The organism is Nonomuraea sp. H19 (assembly GCF_052068215.1).
Taxonomy (GTDB): domain Bacteria; phylum Actinomycetota; class Actinomycetes; order Streptosporangiales; family Streptosporangiaceae; genus Nonomuraea.
Window position 1 is genome coordinate 26913 of the sequence record NZ_JBQHCV010000048.1, and the last position, 17009, is coordinate 43921.

At 70.4% G+C, this 17009-nt stretch carries 18 protein-coding genes; 8 read left to right on the top strand and 10 right to left on the bottom strand.

The annotated features are described in order from the left end of the window. Positions 1–151 precede the first annotated feature (151 nt). Positions 152–337 carry a hypothetical protein gene (locus ACTMTI_RS52825; protein WP_441128574.1) on the bottom strand — a complete coding sequence of 62 codons (186 nt, stop codon included), beginning with the start codon at positions 335–337 and terminating at the stop codon, positions 152–154. Here ACTMTI_RS52825 and ACTMTI_RS52830 point away from each other — a divergent pair. Beyond that, the gene (locus ACTMTI_RS52830) at positions 336–716 is read left to right on the top strand and encodes a hypothetical protein (RefSeq protein ID WP_441128575.1); all 381 of its coding nucleotides are present in this window, start codon (positions 336–338) and stop codon (positions 714–716) included. The two genes, ACTMTI_RS52825 and ACTMTI_RS52830, sit on opposite strands and share 2 nt — an antisense overlap. A gap of 207 nt (positions 717–923) precedes the next feature. Here the strand turns inward: ACTMTI_RS52830 and ACTMTI_RS52835 are convergent, their stop codons facing one another. Further along, the gene (locus tag ACTMTI_RS52835) at positions 924–2174 is read right to left on the bottom strand and encodes an NAD(P)/FAD-dependent oxidoreductase (protein WP_441128576.1); all 1251 of its coding nucleotides are present in this window, start codon (positions 2172–2174) and stop codon (positions 924–926) included. Positions 2175–2267: 93 nt separating this feature from the next. Beyond that, on the bottom strand, positions 2268–3212 hold the full coding sequence (locus ACTMTI_RS52840; RefSeq protein WP_441128577.1) for an RNA polymerase sigma-70 factor: 945 nt from the start codon (positions 3210–3212) through the stop codon (positions 2268–2270). 638 nt (positions 3213–3850) lie between these two features. On the opposite strand from ACTMTI_RS52840, the gene ACTMTI_RS52845 reads away from it, so the two are divergent. The 3 genes from ACTMTI_RS52845 to ACTMTI_RS52855 all read left to right on the top strand — a co-directional run bounded on the left by ACTMTI_RS52845 (position 3851) and on the right by ACTMTI_RS52855 (position 5943). Further along, a complete protein-coding gene (locus ACTMTI_RS52845) occupies positions 3851–4729 on the top strand; it encodes a DUF4394 domain-containing protein (RefSeq protein WP_441128578.1) in 879 nt (292 codons plus the stop codon). Between the two features lie 88 nt (positions 4730–4817). Further along, positions 4818–5267: a hypothetical protein gene (locus ACTMTI_RS52850; RefSeq protein WP_441128580.1), complete on the top strand. Its 450-nt coding sequence runs from the start codon at positions 4818–4820 to the stop codon at positions 5265–5267. Positions 5268–5295: 28 nt separating this feature from the next. Further along, positions 5296–5943 (top strand): TetR/AcrR family transcriptional regulator, encoded by a 648-nt coding sequence (locus ACTMTI_RS52855; protein ID WP_441128582.1) that lies wholly within the window; start codon positions 5296–5298, stop codon positions 5941–5943. A gap of 155 nt (positions 5944–6098) precedes the next feature. On the opposite strand, the gene ACTMTI_RS52860 is transcribed toward ACTMTI_RS52855, so the two are convergent. Further along, entirely contained in the window at positions 6099–6806 is a 708-nt protein-coding gene (locus ACTMTI_RS52860; protein ID WP_441128584.1) for an alpha/beta fold hydrolase, read from the bottom strand. 30 nt (positions 6807–6836) lie between these two features. Next, the gene (locus ACTMTI_RS52865; protein ID WP_441128586.1) at positions 6837–8000 is read right to left on the bottom strand and encodes a YbfB/YjiJ family MFS transporter; all 1164 of its coding nucleotides are present in this window, start codon (positions 7998–8000) and stop codon (positions 6837–6839) included. A 472-nt stretch (positions 8001–8472) separates the two neighbouring features. On the opposite strand from ACTMTI_RS52865, the gene ACTMTI_RS52870 reads away from it, so the two are divergent. Beyond that, the gene (locus ACTMTI_RS52870) at positions 8473–8841 is read left to right on the top strand and encodes a nuclear transport factor 2 family protein (protein ID WP_441128588.1); all 369 of its coding nucleotides are present in this window, start codon (positions 8473–8475) and stop codon (positions 8839–8841) included. A gap of 62 nt (positions 8842–8903) precedes the next feature. Further along, a complete protein-coding gene (locus tag ACTMTI_RS52875) occupies positions 8904–9251 on the top strand; it encodes a DUF1330 domain-containing protein (protein ID WP_441128590.1) in 348 nt (115 codons plus the stop codon). A 174-nt stretch (positions 9252–9425) separates the two neighbouring features. Here the strand turns inward: ACTMTI_RS52875 and ACTMTI_RS52880 are convergent, their stop codons facing one another. Both ACTMTI_RS52880 and ACTMTI_RS52885 read right to left on the bottom strand, forming a co-directional pair. Then, entirely contained in the window at positions 9426–9725 is a 300-nt protein-coding gene (locus ACTMTI_RS52880) for a cupin domain-containing protein (protein WP_441128592.1), read from the bottom strand. A gap of 54 nt (positions 9726–9779) precedes the next feature. Beyond that, positions 9780–12518: an AAA family ATPase gene (locus tag ACTMTI_RS52885; RefSeq protein WP_441128594.1), complete on the bottom strand. Its 2739-nt coding sequence runs from the start codon at positions 12516–12518 to the stop codon at positions 9780–9782. Between the two features lie 179 nt (positions 12519–12697). Between ACTMTI_RS52885 and ACTMTI_RS52890 the strand changes: the two genes are divergently transcribed. After that, positions 12698–13738 carry an N-acetyltransferase family protein gene (locus tag ACTMTI_RS52890; RefSeq protein ID WP_441128595.1) on the top strand — a complete coding sequence of 347 codons (1041 nt, stop codon included), beginning with the start codon at positions 12698–12700 and terminating at the stop codon, positions 13736–13738. Between the two features lie 79 nt (positions 13739–13817). Here the strand turns inward: ACTMTI_RS52890 and ACTMTI_RS52895 are convergent, their stop codons facing one another. The 3 genes from ACTMTI_RS52895 to ACTMTI_RS52905 form a co-directional block, all read right to left on the bottom strand. Then, complete coding sequence (locus ACTMTI_RS52895; protein ID WP_441128597.1) at positions 13818–14102, bottom strand: SDR family NAD(P)-dependent oxidoreductase; 285 nt, start codon at positions 14100–14102, stop codon at positions 13818–13820. 242 nt (positions 14103–14344) lie between these two features. Further along, a complete protein-coding gene (locus ACTMTI_RS52900) occupies positions 14345–15136 on the bottom strand; it encodes a hypothetical protein (protein WP_441128599.1) in 792 nt (263 codons plus the stop codon). A gap of 118 nt (positions 15137–15254) precedes the next feature. After that, positions 15255–15503 (bottom strand): hypothetical protein, encoded by a 249-nt coding sequence (locus ACTMTI_RS52905; RefSeq protein ID WP_441128601.1) that lies wholly within the window; start codon positions 15501–15503, stop codon positions 15255–15257. A gap of 311 nt (positions 15504–15814) precedes the next feature. Here ACTMTI_RS52905 and ACTMTI_RS52910 point away from each other — a divergent pair, with 311 nt between their 5' ends. Beyond that, on the top strand, positions 15815–16834 hold the full coding sequence (locus ACTMTI_RS52910; protein ID WP_441128603.1) for a LacI family DNA-binding transcriptional regulator: 1020 nt from the start codon (positions 15815–15817) through the stop codon (positions 16832–16834). Positions 16835–17009: the final 175 nt, after the last annotated feature.

The following is a 17009-nucleotide window of genomic DNA, read 5'->3' on the forward strand; positions in this document are numbered from 1 at the left end:
CCCACAATCTGCAAATCGCTTCGCATCGAATCCGTAGAGGCCGCCGCCTGCCCCTCGGAGGAACATCTGCTCCGGCAAGGCAACACCTTAGGTGCTGTACCGGATGAAATCCTGCTCGATGCCGTGAGCCGTCGGGCCGGGAGCTCGGGCGTCAGGACGGAAACACGGCGCCCACCCGTTTGACGGTGCGGATCACGGGTGCGGTCAAACAGGTGGGCGCCGCCGCCAGCTCCCCGAGCCCGGCCCGGCCGTCGCGGGCCAGCACCCGCAGCAGCGCGTCATCCCGCTCGCTCAGGCGGATCTCCGCCTCCCGCGGCGGCGCCGGGCGCAGCCGCATGACCTGCTCCTGCGACAGCACGGCCGTCCTGCTGCGCCATCCGGCGTACACGTGCAGCGTCGCGTGCGCGGACAGGGCGACGACGCGAGGGGTTCGCGGGGAGTTTCCTCAGCAGCAGGGCCTCGCCTTCCTCCTCGCCGCGGGTCTGGATCAGGCTGAGAAGACGGGGACGCTGCGCGTCTCCTCCCGGTTCGGCCAGGAGGTGGGCCGGGCGGATGCTCACTCTGATCGCCTGTGGCGGCGGCAGGTGGGGGCGACGTTGACCCAGATCCTGGAGGCACTGGAGTCGCGGCTCGACCGACACGCCCCGATGGTCATCGGGGCGTGGGCGCCGCTGGTCCGTGGAGAATCCGAAGCCTTCGACCATCTGAAGTTCTGAAGTTGGTAGCGGAAAGCCATCACGCCCGAGCCCGCTCATCGGCCGTGACCAGACGCACGACCGGCCCCTCCTTTCGAAGCGACGACTCTGGCGACGGCCAGGCCCTCCAGGCCCAGCAGTTCGTGATGGTCTTGCCACGCCGAGCCCATGGGGCTCACCGTCTACGAGCGTGCCCTCGCATCGAGGGCGTCCGCTTCGCTTCGTGCTCTACGCCGTCGCCTTGACGGCCGAGCCCGCCGCGGCCCGCTCCCGCGTGACGCGGCGGCGCCGGGTCGGCAGCCTGAGCATCGGGTTGGCGACGCCCCAGGCGGCGCCCTTGCAGACCAGTTCCTTGTAGACGGCGGCGAGCCGTCCGGTCAGGACCGCCTGCACGGCGCGGTCGTCGGCGGTGACGTACTGGATCAAGCCCTCCTTGCGGCCCAGTGAGATGCACTGGTTGAAGTAGCGGATCGGCGTGTTCGGGAGCTTCCCGCCGGTCAGGCGCGCCGCGATCGCGTCGGCGGCCTGCCAGGCGGTCGGAGTTCCCGAGGCGCACGACATCCGCAGCGGCTTGTCCCCGGGGCCCATCGCCATGGCCGCGTCGCCGACGGCGTACACGTCCGGGTGCGAGACCGAGCGCATGGTCCCGTCGACGACGATCTGGCCGGTGCCGGTGACCTCCAGGGCGGTCGCCTTCGCGATCGGGTGGACCGCGAAGCCGGTGGTCCACACGGTGACCGCGGCAGGGATGGCCTTGCCGTCGGCGGTGGCGACGCGGTCGGCTTCGACGCCGGTGACGGCGGCGTGCTCGTACACGGTGATCCCGAGATTGCCGAAGACCTTCCGCAGGTGCTCGCGGCCCTTGGGCGAGAGCCAGTCGCCGAGGCCGCCGCGGGCGGCGAGGGCGACGTCGAGGTCCGGGCGGGCTTCGGCGATCTCGGTCGCGGCCTCCAGGCCGGTGAGGCCGCCGCCGACGACGACCACGGTCCGCCCGGCGTCGAGGCGGGCCAGGCGCTCGCGCAGCCGGAGTGCTCCGGGGCGGCCGGCGATCTCATAGGCGTGCTCGGCGGTCCCGGGGACGCCTTGGGCGTTCCAGCCGCTGCCGAGGGCGTAGACGAGCGTGTCGTAGGCGAGTTCTTCGGCGCCGGACCCGGGCGCGATCACGCCGGCGCCGGACCCGGGCGCGATCACGCCGGCGTCGTTGGCGTCGATGACGGCGACGGTCTTTCGGTCGACGTCGATGCCGGTGACCTTCGCGAGTCTCAGTTCGACGCCGGTGCCCGCGAACATCTCGCTGAATGGCCGGGGCTTGAGGTCCTGGCCGACCGCCAGCTGGTGCATGCGGACGCGTTCGACGAAGTCGGGCTCGGCGTTGACGAGGGTGATGGCGACGTCCTCGCGGCGGAGCCGCTTGGCGAGGCGGCCGGCGGCGATGGCTCCGGTGTATCCGGCTCCGAGGACGATGATGCGGTGCTGCATTTCCTCGCTCCTGTCTTGCGCGGGTTTGCCACTTGAACCGGGCGGCCCGCCGTTTCCTGACAGGAACGCGATGTGAAGCACCTCACATAGCGATCAGAAGGCGTTGAACAGGGGCTCCCCGTGGTCGGCGGCTGCCCAGTGCGCGGTCGCGCGTACGAGCTTGTCGGGGTTGACCTGGTTGCGGAACGCGGCGATGCCCTCGGCGGTGACCTCCAGGCACATGACGGCGACGACCCGGCCGTCCACGACGGCCACGACGGCGGGGTCGCCGTTGGCGATCCAGGCGTAGACCTCGGGCGCGCCGCCGACCAGGGCGCGCTTGGCCTCCCCGGGTTTGAACAGGCCCCGCAGGAACTTCGCGACCGCGACGGCGCCCTCGAACGCCTTGGCGCGGGCCGGGACCTTCCCGCCGCCGTCGCCGATCGAGATGGCGTCCTCGGTGAGCAGGCGCACGAGCGGCTCGGTCTGGCCGCTGGTGGCGGCCGCCAGGAACTCCTCGACGATCCGCCGGGCGGCGGCCTCGTCGATCTCGGTGCGGGCCTTGCCGTCCGCGAGGTGCTTCTTGGCGCGGTGGAAGATCTGCTGGCTGGCGGCCTCGGTGATGTCGAGGATCTCGGCGATCTCCCGGTGCGGGTAGTCGAAGGCCTCCCGCAGCACGTACACCGCCCGCTCGTTGGGGGAGAGGCGCTCCATCAGGGTGAGGACCGCGTACGAGACCGATTCGCGCTGCTCGGCGGTGTCGGCCGGGCCGAGCATCGGGTCCCCGGCGAGCAGCGGCTCGGGAAGCCATTGGCCCACATAGGTCTCGCGGCGCGCCCGCGCGGAGGTGAGCTGGTTGAGGCACAGGTTGGTGAGGACCTTCGACAGCCAGGCCTCGGGGACCTCGATGCGGTCGACATCGGCGGCCTGCCAGCGCAGGAACGTCTCCTGCACGGCGTCCTCGGCCTCCCCGGCGGAGCCGAGGAGGCGGTAGGCGATCGCCTCCAGGCGCGGCCTGGAGGCCTCGAACCGGTCGACGTCGTTCGCGGTCAAGGCCATGGTCCGATCTTAGAGCGTGTCTTTTTGGATCAGGAGGGTGAGCTCGGTCCGGGTGGGCGCGTAACCAGACCATGATTGTTGCGGCGCCGGTAGCGGGCGCGATCGAAGGCGGGCGGCCGTCCACTGTGCCGTCCTTCGGCCCGCCGGTGGGCGGCCCGGTTGTGCGGCTGGGCGATGGTGGCCTGGATATGCCGGCGGGGTTGCTGCTCGGAGCCTGCTTCCAATTCGCCTTCCTGGGCCACATGTCGCCGTCCGGCCAGCGAGACGACAAGGCGGCCGCGGCGTTCGCTCACACTCTCCTGGAATCACTCGCGCCCTAAGAAGGTCGTCTGTGGCGAAATCAGGGGGCGGCCGTCGATGAGGTTCGCGTACGACTCCATGACCGCACGTTTTTCCTAGGCGCATACACGAATTCAGGATCGGCGTTACTGCGGCCTCGCTGCCGGCGCCGGGTTCATCAGCGCCAAGGTTGCGAGAGATAACAAATCCAGCCTTGCTCATGGCGGGGCATATTCACATTTGTCACGAAGACGCTTCCCCCCCGGCTCCAGGCAAGCTGCTGCTCACAGACACGTCGGTAAATCCAGGTGACAAGGACCGTCTGAACTTGCCGGCATAACTCGATGAAGGAGCACCTGATGCGGGGACGAATCAAGAGGAAGGTCGCCTTGCTGATCGCGCTGGCGGCAGCGGCGGCAATCGCTGTCGGGCCGGCGGGGACCAGCCTGGCGGCAAGCTCCAGTTCAGCCGCGGCCGCCTCACTGCGGGCGTACGGGATCACCGATGACGGCAGGCTGATGGCCACGTTCACGACCGACAACCCCGAGCAACTCGACTGGGTCAGACGGATCACCGGGCTGGTCACCGACACCTTCGTGATCGGGATCGACTTCCGCGTGCAGGACGGCAAGTTCTACGCCGTCGGCAACCACGGCGGCATCTACACGATCTCGCTTCCGACGGGCAACCAGAACGTGATAGTCACGAAGGTCTCCCAGCTCAGCGTAGGGCTCAAAGGCACGGCGTTCGGCGTCGACTTCAACCCCGCCGCCGACCGGCTGCGCGTGATCAGTGACACCGGCCAGAACCTGCGGCACAACCTCAACGACGGCACAACGGTGTCGGACATCCCCTTAAGCAACGGCCCAGGCTCGCCGGCCGCCGGGGTCACCGCCGCCGCCTACACCAACAACGACCTCAACGGCGCCACCGTGACCACGCTGTTCGACATCAACACCACGACCGCTCAGATCGTCATCCAATCACCGGCCAACAATGGCCTGCTGGCCCCGACCGGCGAACTCGGCACGCCTGTCGCCACGAACGCGGGTCTCGACATCTTCAGCGACTTGAGCAACGGCAAGACCGTCTCGAACTCGGCCTTCGCCACCATTGTCACCCCGAGCGGCGACGCGACGCTCAACACAGTCGACCTGCTCACCGGCGCCGCCACCCCCGTCGGCAACCCCTTCCCCCTGACCATCACCGACATCGCCGTCTCTCTCGACACCCCCTGACACACCTCGTTCGACCACCGATGTGAGCCCGCGCCATCCCCGGCGCGGGCTCACCGGCGCTGTCGGGTCGAGCGACAAGGAGACTCGCGTGGCCGGAGGCGTACTGTCACTGGGTTCACTGGACGAGGTGCGCGTCGACGTGCGCCGCTCGCCCGGTGCCACGCTGTTCTCTGTGCTGCGGGAGGTACTCAGCGGCATCAGCAGGGGCGTCCCCACGCCGTGCGCGACGCGCTGCCGGCCAGTGCGGTGGTCGTCCGGCCGTTCCACGTCCACCTGCCCGCCGTCCGGCGCGCCGTCGAGCGGGCCGGCCGGGCCGGACGACGGCGAGGAGGAGGAGGCCCTGCACGCGATGGCCGCGCTGGACGCACACGGGCACCCGTACGAGATCATGCAGGTCGCGGCGAGAGGCGTGCGCGGCATCAAGATCCGCAGGAAGGGCCGAGGGCGCGGCGCTGACGGCGAATCCGATCACATTGGTCTCTCCTCATGGCAGTGTGGTGGCGCGACGACGAGTAAAGTAAAACGTACACGGCAATGAATGCAACGATGGCAGCAAGGAGACGGGTGTGGGCGGGCAGGACGGGGCGAAGGGGAGGCCGCGCGGCGGGCTGGCGGACAAGCGGCGGGCGATCATGGCGGGGGCGCTGACGGTGTTCGCCCGCGACGGCTACACCCGCGCCAGCGTCGATGCGATCTCCGCCGCGGCCGGGGTGTCCACGCGCACCATCTACAACCACTTCACCGACAAGGCCGAGCTGTTCTTGGCCGTCATCCACGACAGCGCCGCCAGGGCGGCGGACGCGCAGATCGCGATCGTCGAGCGCCATCTGCGCAAGGTCGTCGACGTCAAGGCCGATCTGATCGACTTCGGCCGTGAATGGGTGACGCCGATGCCGGAGTACGCCCCGCACTTCGCGCTGGTCCGGCAGGTCAAGGCCGAGGCCGGGCACATCCCGCCGGAGGCCGTCGAGGCCTGGCAGGAGGCGGGGCCGCGGCGCGTCCGCCGGGAACTGGCCAAACACCTGGCGGCCATGGCCGAGCGCGGGCTCCTCGCGACCGCCGATCCCGAGCGCGCCGCCCTGCACCTGATGCTGCTGGTCGCGGCCGGACTGCCGGCGGGTGCCGACGAGCCCGGTCCCAAAGAGATCGACGAGACGGTCACCGCGGGCGTCCACGCCTTCCTGCATGGCTACGGGGCCGGCTCAAACGGCTGATCGCCGCGCATGAGCCGCATCTGCTCTTCTCACCGGCCCGAACGCGGCCGAGCGGGCGGGCCGGCGCCACCGGCTGCGATGAGCATCCGCCGGCTCCGCTGCTGGTGCTGACGGGGCTTGGCCGCCGAACGCGTGCCCGGCGGCCACCAGGGGCATCAGCGGGTCATGGGTGGCTCGATCCTCGGCTCTTCGGCCGGTGCAACGACCTGGAGCAAGATCTTCAACAGCTCCTGCGGCGCGTCCCGCATGAGGTTGTGCCCGCTGTCCAGGGCGTGCGTCCGCCACGACGGCTCCTTGCGCAACCGCTGGTAGAGGGTGGTGAACGGGGACGGGCCGTCCCATCCCGTGGCGTACACGTACTCTCTTCGGCGTATGTGCGCGAGGTCGCTGGTGAGCCGGAGCGGCTGGAGCAGCGAGGCGAGCGGGTGGGGCGTGGCCCGGGGGTCGAAAAAGGGGAGCGGCCGTACCGCGTAGCCGGTCTCCACCACGTCCGCGTACCACTGCCGCTCCTGATCCGAGACGAGCCCCCAGCAGAAGTCGCCGGGCCCCGGCACCATGGCGTCCAGGTACACCAGCGCATTCACGCGTTCAGGCGCACGGTCGGCGGCACCGGTGATCACCATCCCCCCGTAACTGTGGCCGACCAGCACCGCGTCCTGGATGTTCTCAGCCGTCAGCACGCCGGTCACGTCCTGGATGTGCGTGTCGAGGTTCACTCCGCCGTGCAGCAGATGGCTGCGCTCGCTGAGCCCGGTCAACGTCAGCGGGTAGACGGCATGCCCGTGGGCGCGAAGCTCCAAGGTGAGCTCCTCGAAGCACCAGCCGCCGTGGCACATTCCCGGGATGAGGACGAAGTCGGACATGATGGTGATCTCTTTCTCTGGTCGGATTCGTCATTTCGCAGCTCGTGGGACGCGGCCGCCGACGGCGGCGATCGCGGCGGCCATGGCGCACAGGATCGCGGTCCATGCCAGGGTGGCCTCGGTGGAGGTGTGGTCGGCGACGACGCCGGCGATCCACGGACCGGCGGTCTGCCCGGCCGCGAACACGGTGGTGAAGGCCGCCAGCGTGGCGGTCCAATCGACCGGCGGGACGTTGCTCTTGATGAGGGCGGTGACGGCGGCGGGGACGCCCATGAACGTCGCCCCGTAGACGAGCGCGGAGGCGAGGATGACCAGTGGCGTGGGCGCTGCCAGCGCCAGCGCGGCGCCGCCGCCCAGGACGGCGAGCAGGGTGGCCAGGGCTCTGGTGCCGGGCCATTCGGCGGTCGGGCGGCTCCACAGTGCGGGCGCGGCCACGACGGCCGCGCCCAGCGCCGTCCAGGTGAGGACCACCTGCGCGGGCGGGGCGTGGCGGTCGGCGAGGTAGGCGGACAGGAACGTGATGTAGGTGATGTATCCGGCGGCGAACATCAGGTAGGCCAGAGCGGGACCCCACAGTGAGCGCATGCGGGCCCGGCCGGCCGCCGCAGGTTGGGAGTCCTCCTCCGTGCCCGCCGCGGTCCAGCTCGCCACGGTCGCCAGCGCGGCGGCGACCGCCAGGACGACCCAGGCCAGACGCCAGTGCACGCCCATCGCCGGGATGGTCACGCCGCTGACCACGATGCCCAGCCCGGTGCCGGCGAAGTACACCGTGATAGGCACGCTCGAGGCGGTGCGGGCGGCGACGCGTGAGGCGATCACGCCGCCGGCGATGAACACCACCGCGCCCGACGCTCCGGCCGCGGCCCGCGCGGCCAGCAGCGCCGGATAACCGTCGCTCACGGCGGTGGCGGCCAGCGACACGGCCGTGAGGACCATCCCCGCCCGGAAGGCGGCAGCGGCGCCCCGGCGGCGGACGGCTGCGCTGGTCATCAACGCGCCGAGAAGGTAGCCGAGCCCGTTGGCGGCGCTCATCGCGCCGGCCTCGGCCAGCGTCCAGCGCAGATCCTCGCGCATGGCCGGCAGGAGCAGCCCGTAGGCGAAGCGGGCGAGCCCGAGCGCCGAGGCGGTGCCGAGCGCCAGCCGTCCCGCCCGCCATGCCTCCCTGGGCCCCGCCTCTGGCTCGGCCTGCGTCATCGGGCCCACCCCGGGGCTGCAGCGCCCTGGGGCGGCGCGGCCCGATCGTCCGAGGCGTCCCGGACGATCGGCGGGGCGAGAAGTTCTGCCATGGCACTCCCAAACATCGAACCGATCGGTACGAAGTTGGATGCTAGCAGTAGAACGAACCGATCGGTACGATCTAATGGCATGCCGAGGTCAACGAGGCGCGATCTGCGCGCCGATTCCGTTGAGGACGCGATCCAGCCCGTACCGGAAGCGCCCGGCGGGCGCCAGATGCGCGGTCCCGGACGCGACGGCTGGTCCTTGCCGCCGTCGCCGCGGCTGTCGCGGCCACCGTCCTGACGCGCGGCCCGGGCTCACACGGACGTGGCGAGCCGGCCGCGTACTGAAGGGATGGGCGGAAGTACTTAAGCATGTCAGATTCCCCGTCGTTCCCGTCTCCCTAAGTTGGTGGTCACAAGAGAGCACGACCACTGAGGAGAGAGACATGAGCGACATGAACGAGCTGGTCCAGCGCTACCTCGCCGCGTGGAACGAGACCGACGCCGCCGCGCGGCAGGCTGTTCTGGCGGAGGTCTTCGCCGAGGACGCGGTGTACACCGACCCGCTGGTCTCCGTCCGGGGCAGGGACGGGCTCGACGCCACCATTGCGGCGGTCCAGGGGCAGTTCGGCGGGCTGGTCTTCAGCCTCGGCGGCGCCGTGGACGCCCACCACGACATCGCCCGGTTCACCTGGCACCTGGGACCTGAGGGCGCCGAGCCGATCGTCATCGGCTTCGACGTCGCGGTGATCGGTGACGACGGGCGGATCAGCCAGGTGCTCGGCTTCCTCGACAAGGTGCCGGCCGGAACCTGAACACCTCGGGGCGGACCGCTGGGCCGCTCCGCACCAGTCGTCCATGGAAAACAGGAGGAACCATGACCGCTTACGCCATAGCACACCTGCAGGAAGTCACTCCGCACCCGGAGATCGTCGAGTACATCGAGCGCATCTCCGCTACCTTCGAGCCGTACGGCGGCCGCTTCCTCGTGCACGGCACGCAGCACGAGGTGAAGGAGGGCAACTGGCCCGGGCACGTCGTGATGATCGCCTTCCCCGGGCTCGCCGAGGCGCGGGCCTGGTGGGACTCACCCGCATACCAGGAGATCGCACCGCTGCGCTCGCGGCACGTCGAGAGCGACATCGTCCTGGTCGGAGGCATCCCCGAGGGCTACGACCCGGCTTCCACCGCAAAGGCGATGCGGGAGGCGCTGCCTGCCGGGTAGCCCCCGGGTTCGGGCCGGGCCGGCAGCGCGAGACTTCTCCGCGCCCGGCTGACGTGACCGGCCGCCGGATCGCGCCTCTCGTGCCGGGGGCGGTTTGCAAGGAGTACCCGGCGGCGGGCCACGGAGTCCTCGGGGGCCACAAGGACCGGCTCCACGCCGATCTCCTGGAGTTCGTCAAGCGGTGACGTCGTAGTTGAAGCCGAAGGCGCGCACACCGGTCTCCGTACGGGGCCGGTGACTCGTCTTCGGGCCGAAGGCGACGTAGGTGCCCGGGCCGTGGGTGCGGTCGCCCTCGATGACTTCGCCGCTCACGACGAAGTACGCCTCGCCGTAGGTCTCGTGGACGTCGAGGTCCGGCCATTCGGCGCCCGGGGCGATGTCGATCACCCACGCCCTGATCCCCGGCATGCCAGGGAGCGTCCGTACGTGGACGCCGGGACCCAGCTCGATCGGCGGGACCTCGTCGACGTCCACGGGGAGTATCTGTCCAGGTAGCACCTGTTCCGGAGTAATCACCGCGACACGATCTCACAGCCCCAGTTGATCGGCGAAATCCTTGAGCTCGCCCCGGGAGGCGACGCCGAGCTTGGGATAGGCCTTGTAGAGGTGGTAGCCCACCGTCCGGTGGCTGAGGAAGAGCTGCGCGGCGATGTCGCGGTTGGACAGGCCCTGCGCGGCGAGCCGGGCGATCTGCAGTTCCTGCGGGGTGAGGCCGGCGGCCACGCCTTCGGCGGGCCTGGCGCCCTGGTCCTGGGCGCCGGTCGCGGTGAGCTCGCCGCGGGTGCGTTCGGCCCACGGCCGCATGCCCAGCCGGTCGAAGACCTCCAGGGCGTCATTCAACGAACCGCGTGCCTCGGCCTTCCGCCGAGCCCTGCGCAGCCACTCGCCGTAGAGCAGCGCGGTCCTGGCGTACTCCAGCGCGCGGCCGTCCTGGTCGTGCAGTTCGAGGGCCGCCGTGTAGAACGCCTCGGCCTGGTCGTCGGCGGCGAGCAGCCCACGGCAGCGCAGCACGAGCGCGTCGGCCCACGGCTGCCGGACCGACCCGGCCCACCGCTCGAAGCGCGCCAGAGGCTCGGCGGCGCGTTCCGGCGCTCCCACCCGTACGGCCGACTCCACCAGGTCGGGAGTGGAACGGGTGGCGCAGATGTGATGGCGCATCGGCTCGCGGGTCAGGCGCTCGAAGCGGGCGAGCGCCGCCTCGGCGCGGCCGAGGCCGAGGTCCAGCAGCCCGAGCGACCAGTGCGCCCACGGCGCGCCGGGGGAGACGGCCCCGGCGGTGGCCCCCGCCAGCCCTTGCTCGGCGTTGCGCCGGCAGGCCGCCTCTTCCCCTTTGGCCGCGTCGAGGTAGGCGAGCACGCTGCTGAACTGGCTGACCCACTGCTGCTGGCCGGTGTCGCGGGCGAGCCCCAGGGCCTCGGTCGTCGTGGCGAGCGCGTCCAGGTGCCGTCCGGTGAACACCTCGCCCTCGACCATGAAGAACAGCACTGTAGGCAGCCGCCCGGCGCCGCCCCGGGCGCGGTGTTCGGCGGCGAGCGCGGTCGCAAGCTCGTAGGCGTCGGCGTCCTGGCCCAACGCGAGTGCCGCTCCGCAGAGGATCATCAACGCCTGGTCGGGGGCCCGGCCCCGCCGCCGCACCGCCGCGAGGATGTCGCCCAGCGGCGGCGGCCGCTCGCAACGGCCCCGGTCGAGGTGGACGAGGTAGGGCCCCACCGGCGCGAGTGGATCCGCATCGTCCAACGGCAGCGCTATCAGCCTGTCCAGCGTTGCCGCGAGCTGCCGTTCTCCCAGGTACCAGGAGGTGTGAACGGCCTGGATCAGCAACACGGCGGCCTGGCCCGGATCGGTGTCGCGGATGAGCTCGGCGCCGTCGAGCAGCAACCGGTGGGCGGCGGGGTAGGAGCCCTGCCAGAAGTCCGCGAGCGCCCGTACTTGGGCGATCCGCGCCTTCACCGCCGGAGCCTCCTCCAGCCGCCGGGCCGCGCGGCCCCCGAAGGCTCGGGCACGCTCCAAATCACCCGCCTCCAGCGCCGCCTCCGCCGCCAGGGCCTCGCGGTGAGCCCTGGCGGCGGGCTCGACGCTCAGGCGGGCGGCCCGTTCGTACGCCGCCGCGGCCGCCACGTGGCCGCTGCGCTCGCGGGCGCGGGCGGCGGTGCTTTCCAGCGCGGCGGCGGCCTCCTCGTCGGCTCCGGTGGCGGCGGCCGCCAGATGCCAGGCCCGGCGGTCGGCGTGCTCGGGCGAGCCGAGGGCGGCGGCGAGCGCGCGGTGGACGGCGAGGCGTTGCCCGAGCGGCGCCCGCTGGTAGACGGCGGCGCGGATCAGAGGATGGCGGAAGCGGATCGTGGTGCCGTCGGCGTCGCCGCGGAGCACCAGTCCGGCCCGCTCGGCGGGGGACAGGTCCTCGACGGCCGCCCCCAGCGCGGCGGCGGCACGCAGGATCACGGCGAGCTCGCCGGTCTCGTCGGCCGCAGCCACCAGGAGCAGACTCTGGCAGGCCTCCGGCATCCGGCTGACCTGGCCGTGGAAGGCCAGTTGCAGGCGGCTGGTGAGGGGGAGCGCCCCCGGCGAGAACGCGCTGCCGCCTTCGGAGGCCAGGGCGACCGGCAGCTCCAGCAGAGCCAGCGGGTTGCCGCCGGCCTCGGCGAGCACGCGGTAGCGCACGGCGGGCGCGAGCGGATGCCGGTCGAGCAGGGCCGCGGCCGCCTCCGGGGCCAGCCCGGAGAGGCGCAACTCGGGAAGGCCGGGGGCGGGGAAGGAACCCTCGCCGTCCCGGGCGGCGAAGATCATGACCACGCCCTCGGCGTGCAGGCGCCGGGCGGCGAACAGGAGCGTGTCCCGCGACGCCCGGTCGAGCCACTGCGCGTCGTCGACCAGGCACAGCAGCCCGGTCTCGTCCGCGTGCTCCGCCAGCAGGGAGAGCACCGCCAGCCCCACCAGCATCGGCTCGGAGCCGGCCGCGGGCCCGAGCCCGAACACCGCCTCCAGCGCCTCGCGCTGCGGGCCGGGCAGCGCGGCAAGGGATCCGAGCGCCGGGCGCAGCAACAACTGCAGCCCCGAGAACGGCAGCTCCGCCTCGAACTCAACCCCCGTACCGCGGACCAGCCGCATGTCCCCGGCCGCTGCGGCGGCGTGGTCGAGCAACGCCGTCTTGCCGATGCCCGGCTCGCCACGCAGCACCAGCGACGAACTGGTGCCCGCCCGGGCTCCCGCCAGCAGTTCGGCGATCGTATCCGCTTCGGGCTTTCTCCCGTACAGCTCCCCCGCGCCCATGACCCCCCATCCTGGCATTCGTCCGGGAGTGTCCCGTACGGGCCGGTCAGGACCGTTTGTGTGCGTCCGAGCGTGAACAGGTCGGCTGTGCTCTCCCGGGTGACCGTGGCGCTTGCCGCGGCACAAAGATCCCCTCACTTCCGCATGCGGGACCTGACCAAGGTCACCTTGGTGCGGCGGTGCGGGCCGAACTGGTGGGCGATGCGGTGCTGCCGCTATGGTTTTGGATCACGTCCGATGTCGAGGCCGTTCTTCAGGAGGTGTGCAGCAGATGCGCAGGACCGTTCAGCAGCAAAGCCGCAGCTCTGCTCTTCCAACCTCGTCAAGCCGGAGACATCGTGTCGATTCGCATCACCCCTTTGATTGACTCTCAGCTCTCGCCGTCCAGCCGGCGCTTTGCCTGGCTCGCCACCCGATCCACAGGCGTACCCCTCGGATCGGCCTTCCTCCGCCTGTTCATCAGGGCGGGCCAGGATCATCTGGCCGAGCTCGATCTCCAAGTCCACCCGGCCGAGCAGCGTAGCGGCGTCGGTTCTCGCCTGCTGACGGCCGCGGTGGCCGCAGCCCGCCAAGAGGGTCGACGCTGCGTCATCGCGCAGGCCGAGCCTGGCTCGCCGGGAGACGTCTTCCTGTCGGCGCGCGGCTTCCGCAAGGTGTTGACCCTGACCTACACGCGGCTGCCGCTGGCACAGACCGACCTCGCCGCCCTCAGGGAGATCGTGCACAGCCCGCATCCCGGCTACCGGCTGGTCTCGTGGGACGGGACCGTGCCCGAGGAGTTGGCCGAGACGTTCGCCGCTTCCCGCCGCGCCATGGACGACATGCCGATGGACGACACCGACTACGGCACCGTGAGCTGGGACGTGGACCGCGTGCGGGCCGCAGCTCAGGCGATCGCGAACCGGGGCGACCTCCTGCACACCGTCGTCGCCGTCGACGAGTCCGACGGCTCGATCACAGGGTTCACCGAGTTGGTCGTCCCGGGAGACGGCAAGGGAGATGCCCAGCACTACGCCACGGGTGTGCTCCCCGAGCATCGCGGGCACGGCCTGGCCCGCTGGATGAAGGCCGAGGCTATCCGGCAGGCACGCGAGCGTTACCCGGACCTGGACGGCCTGCTGACCGACACCGCCGATAGCAACCGCCATATGCGCGTCATCAATGACGCGCTCGGCTACGTGCCGACCCACAAGAGGGTGACACTGCAGCTCGACCTGTAGCGGGCGAGGGTCTTGGCCGCCAAGGCCGTGGTGAAGACGGCGCGCCGGCTTGCGAGACGTGAGCCGGCGCGCCGTTCGGTCACAGCAGGGTTCCTCCCGAGGCGTCCAGCCAGTGCCCGGTCACCCAGCGGCTGTCGTCGGAGGCCAGGAAGGCCACCGCGTCGGCGACATCTTCCGGTGCGCCCACACGGCCCATGGGCGACAGCGATGACAGCCGCGCCAGCGCGTCTCCGACGAGCCTGCCCTGGTGCATGTCGGTGTCGATGACGCCGGGTGCCACGGTGTTGACGGTGATCGCGCGGGGCCCGAGCTGCTTGGCGAGCGTCGTGGTGAGCACGTCGAGCGCGCCCTTTGGACATGGCATAGCTGATGGACTGGGGCATGGCCGAGCCGCGGGTCAGCATCGTGGAGATGTTGATGATCCGGCCGCCGTCGCGCAGCCGGGGCAGCCGTCGGCCGGGCGGCGTTCCTGCACTCGGGGGCGTGACGCCTGTTCGGGACCATCTCCCCATGGCGGCTCTTAACCGAAATGGTCTTTAAGCTTCCAGATGGCTTGGTTGCCGCCATTTCGCTCACAGAAAGTAGCGCAAAGAATCTTGGCGGGTGCTACCGGATGCGGCCGCCTTCGGTGACCAGCCACTCGCCGGTTTCCCAATCGGATGGGCCGTCTTCGATGCGGTAGCACAGGTCGAATCGGATCTCGAGGTTCGACCAGGGATGGTTGACCGTGACGACGCGGAAGATCTCCTCAAGGCCTGGGAATGTGGTCCCTTCGGGTTCGGGGAATAGCTGCTCCAGCTCTGCGCGGGTCAGGTCGGTCCAGAGCGCGAACTGCCATTCCGTCTGCGTTAGTCCTTGGTCGTAGACCAACTCGAACCGGGGCTCGCGGCCGGCGACGAAATCGTGGATGTCGCCGAGAAGCTCATCTGATGTCGAAGGAAGGACGAAGGGCCACGTTTCACCGGTGGGAAAGCGGTACATGGTGGAGGCCGAGGCGAGTGCGTTGACAAGGTTCTGCCATTGCTCGGGCGAGGTGTGGCCGGCGGGCAGGTTCACACCCGTGTGATCGACCCGCTGGACGTGCCCGGCGAGACGGCGGGTCAGGTCCCCTATTTCGACCGTGGCAGGCGGCGTCTGTGCATCGGGCGTTTCGCCCCGCCAGACGCCGATGGATTGGCCCGTGTCGAAGACGACCTGCGGCGCGGGCACGTCGGCCAATTTGAACGCCGTCACCGGACGGGCGCCGGCGGGCTGTGGCGGGGTGAGGATCAGATGGTCAGCCGCCCCGCCGGATGTGGCGTATACGACCTCGGCGAGCAGCGAGCGTAGTTCGCCGAGAAAGGTACGTGACTCCGGAGTCGTGGGCAAAGAGAAGGTGATTTCGGAGAGGCGATCCATGCGCTTGACCTTAACTGAATTCAGGCCAATTCGGCCGCTATATGCCGTCGATTCCGGTGTTGCCAGATATACGGATTTGGGCGTACTCGGTTGAGCGCACGAATTTGGAGGCGGCCCCCTACTGGGGATGACAACGGCGCCTGCGGGACCAGGGCTCGGGAGCGGTGCGGCCAGCGGAAGAATGGAAGTCCGGCATGCCGAGATCGACGGTGGTGTGCGTGACCGCCAGACGTTGCATGGCGTCGAGTTTCTGGTCGGCTGCGGTGATGCTGACCTCGATCGCGGCGACTTCGCCGAGCCGGCCTTGGTCCTTGGCCTCCTGGAAGCGAGCGAGGAGGTTGTCGCGGATTTGCGGCAGCCGCGGCATTTGGGCGGGATCCGGCCGAAGCTGGGGGCATCTGGTGCAGGCGTGTCGCCAGCGACCACGCGGTGGCCGGCGAGCACTGGCGCCACGCCCACGCCCTCCTCGGCGACCTCGACCCCTCCGCCTCCGATCAGACGCATACCCAGCTGACGCTCATCGACAGGTCCGCCTTCGATGCCTTTATCCGGAGTCAGCCAGTCAGATGATCTGCCGAGCTGGTGGCGGGCCGCCGGGTCGAGGAGAGAACGACCTTGAGAGAGATCCCGTTCCGGTAGCTTTGGACGGCGTGTTCGGGGGCCGGCCATGGAGGGGTGATGAGACGTCCGACGATCAAGGACGTAGCCGCTGACTGCGGTGTCTCCAAGGCGACCGTGTCCCTGGTGCTTCGGGACAGCCCGCAGATCGGCGAGGACACCAAGCAGCGGGTGCGGGAGTCGATGGTCCGGCTCGGCTACGTCTACAACCGGCGGGCCGCCGACATGCGCAGCCAGCGGTCGCGGACTCTAGGGCTGGTCGTCACGCATCTCCGCAACCCGTACTTCGCCGAGCTCACGATGGCCATCGAGGACGCCGCCTCCACGAACGGCTACACGTTGTTCCAGGGCTTCAGCCGGGACGAGGTGCCGCGGCAGCGGCGGCTCCTGGAGACGATGGCCGAGCACCGCATCGACGGGCTCATCCTGCTGCCCTCCCACGATTCCCGCCAGGAGGACCTGCGGGAGGCCCTGGGCGGGGCGAGACTGCCGCACGTCCTGATTGCTCGCTCGGTGCGCGGGTACGACTGCGACTACGTGGGAGCCGACAACGTGCGGTCCGGCGTGCTGGTCGGCGAGCATCTGGGCACGCTCGGGGTCTCCTCGGCGGCGTTCCTGGGAGGCGCCGAGGGATCGTCCGCGCGCGGTGATCGCATCGAGGGGCTCAACGTGGGGTTGAGAAGCGCCGGCGTGACGTCGCCGTTGGCCTTGTCGCTGCCCGCGATCGGCGACGAGGGCGGGATCTCGCTGGTGGATCGCATGCTCGAGCGGATCCCTTGCCCGGACGCGATCGTGGCGTACAACGACATGTACGCCGTCGGCGTCATGAACGGGCTCAGGGCCCGGGGAATCATCCCAGGGCGCGATGTCGCCGTGGCGAGTTTCGACGATGTGCCCGACGCGGCCTTCCAGCAACCGCCGCTCACCAGCGCCGCGGGGCACCCGGAGATCGTAGGCGCGCGGGCGACGCGGCTGCTGCTGGACCGCTTGGAAGATCCTGATCGGGCGCCCCGGAGCGTGCTGGTCGAGCCCGACCTGATCCCGCGGGCCTCGACGACGTCCTGGTCGGGGCGCGCCTAACCGCACGCGGGCGCGCCGACAAACAGCGCTTTCATAAGCGTCGAAGGCACACAAGCCTCCTTCAGGTAGCCGCGCGAGCATCAAGTATGTGACGGCCGTGGCTCCCTCCACAGCGGTCCGAAGGCAGTGATCTTCTGAGCTGAGCTCAGGGCTGCTGCCGGAACGGGGCGAGCGT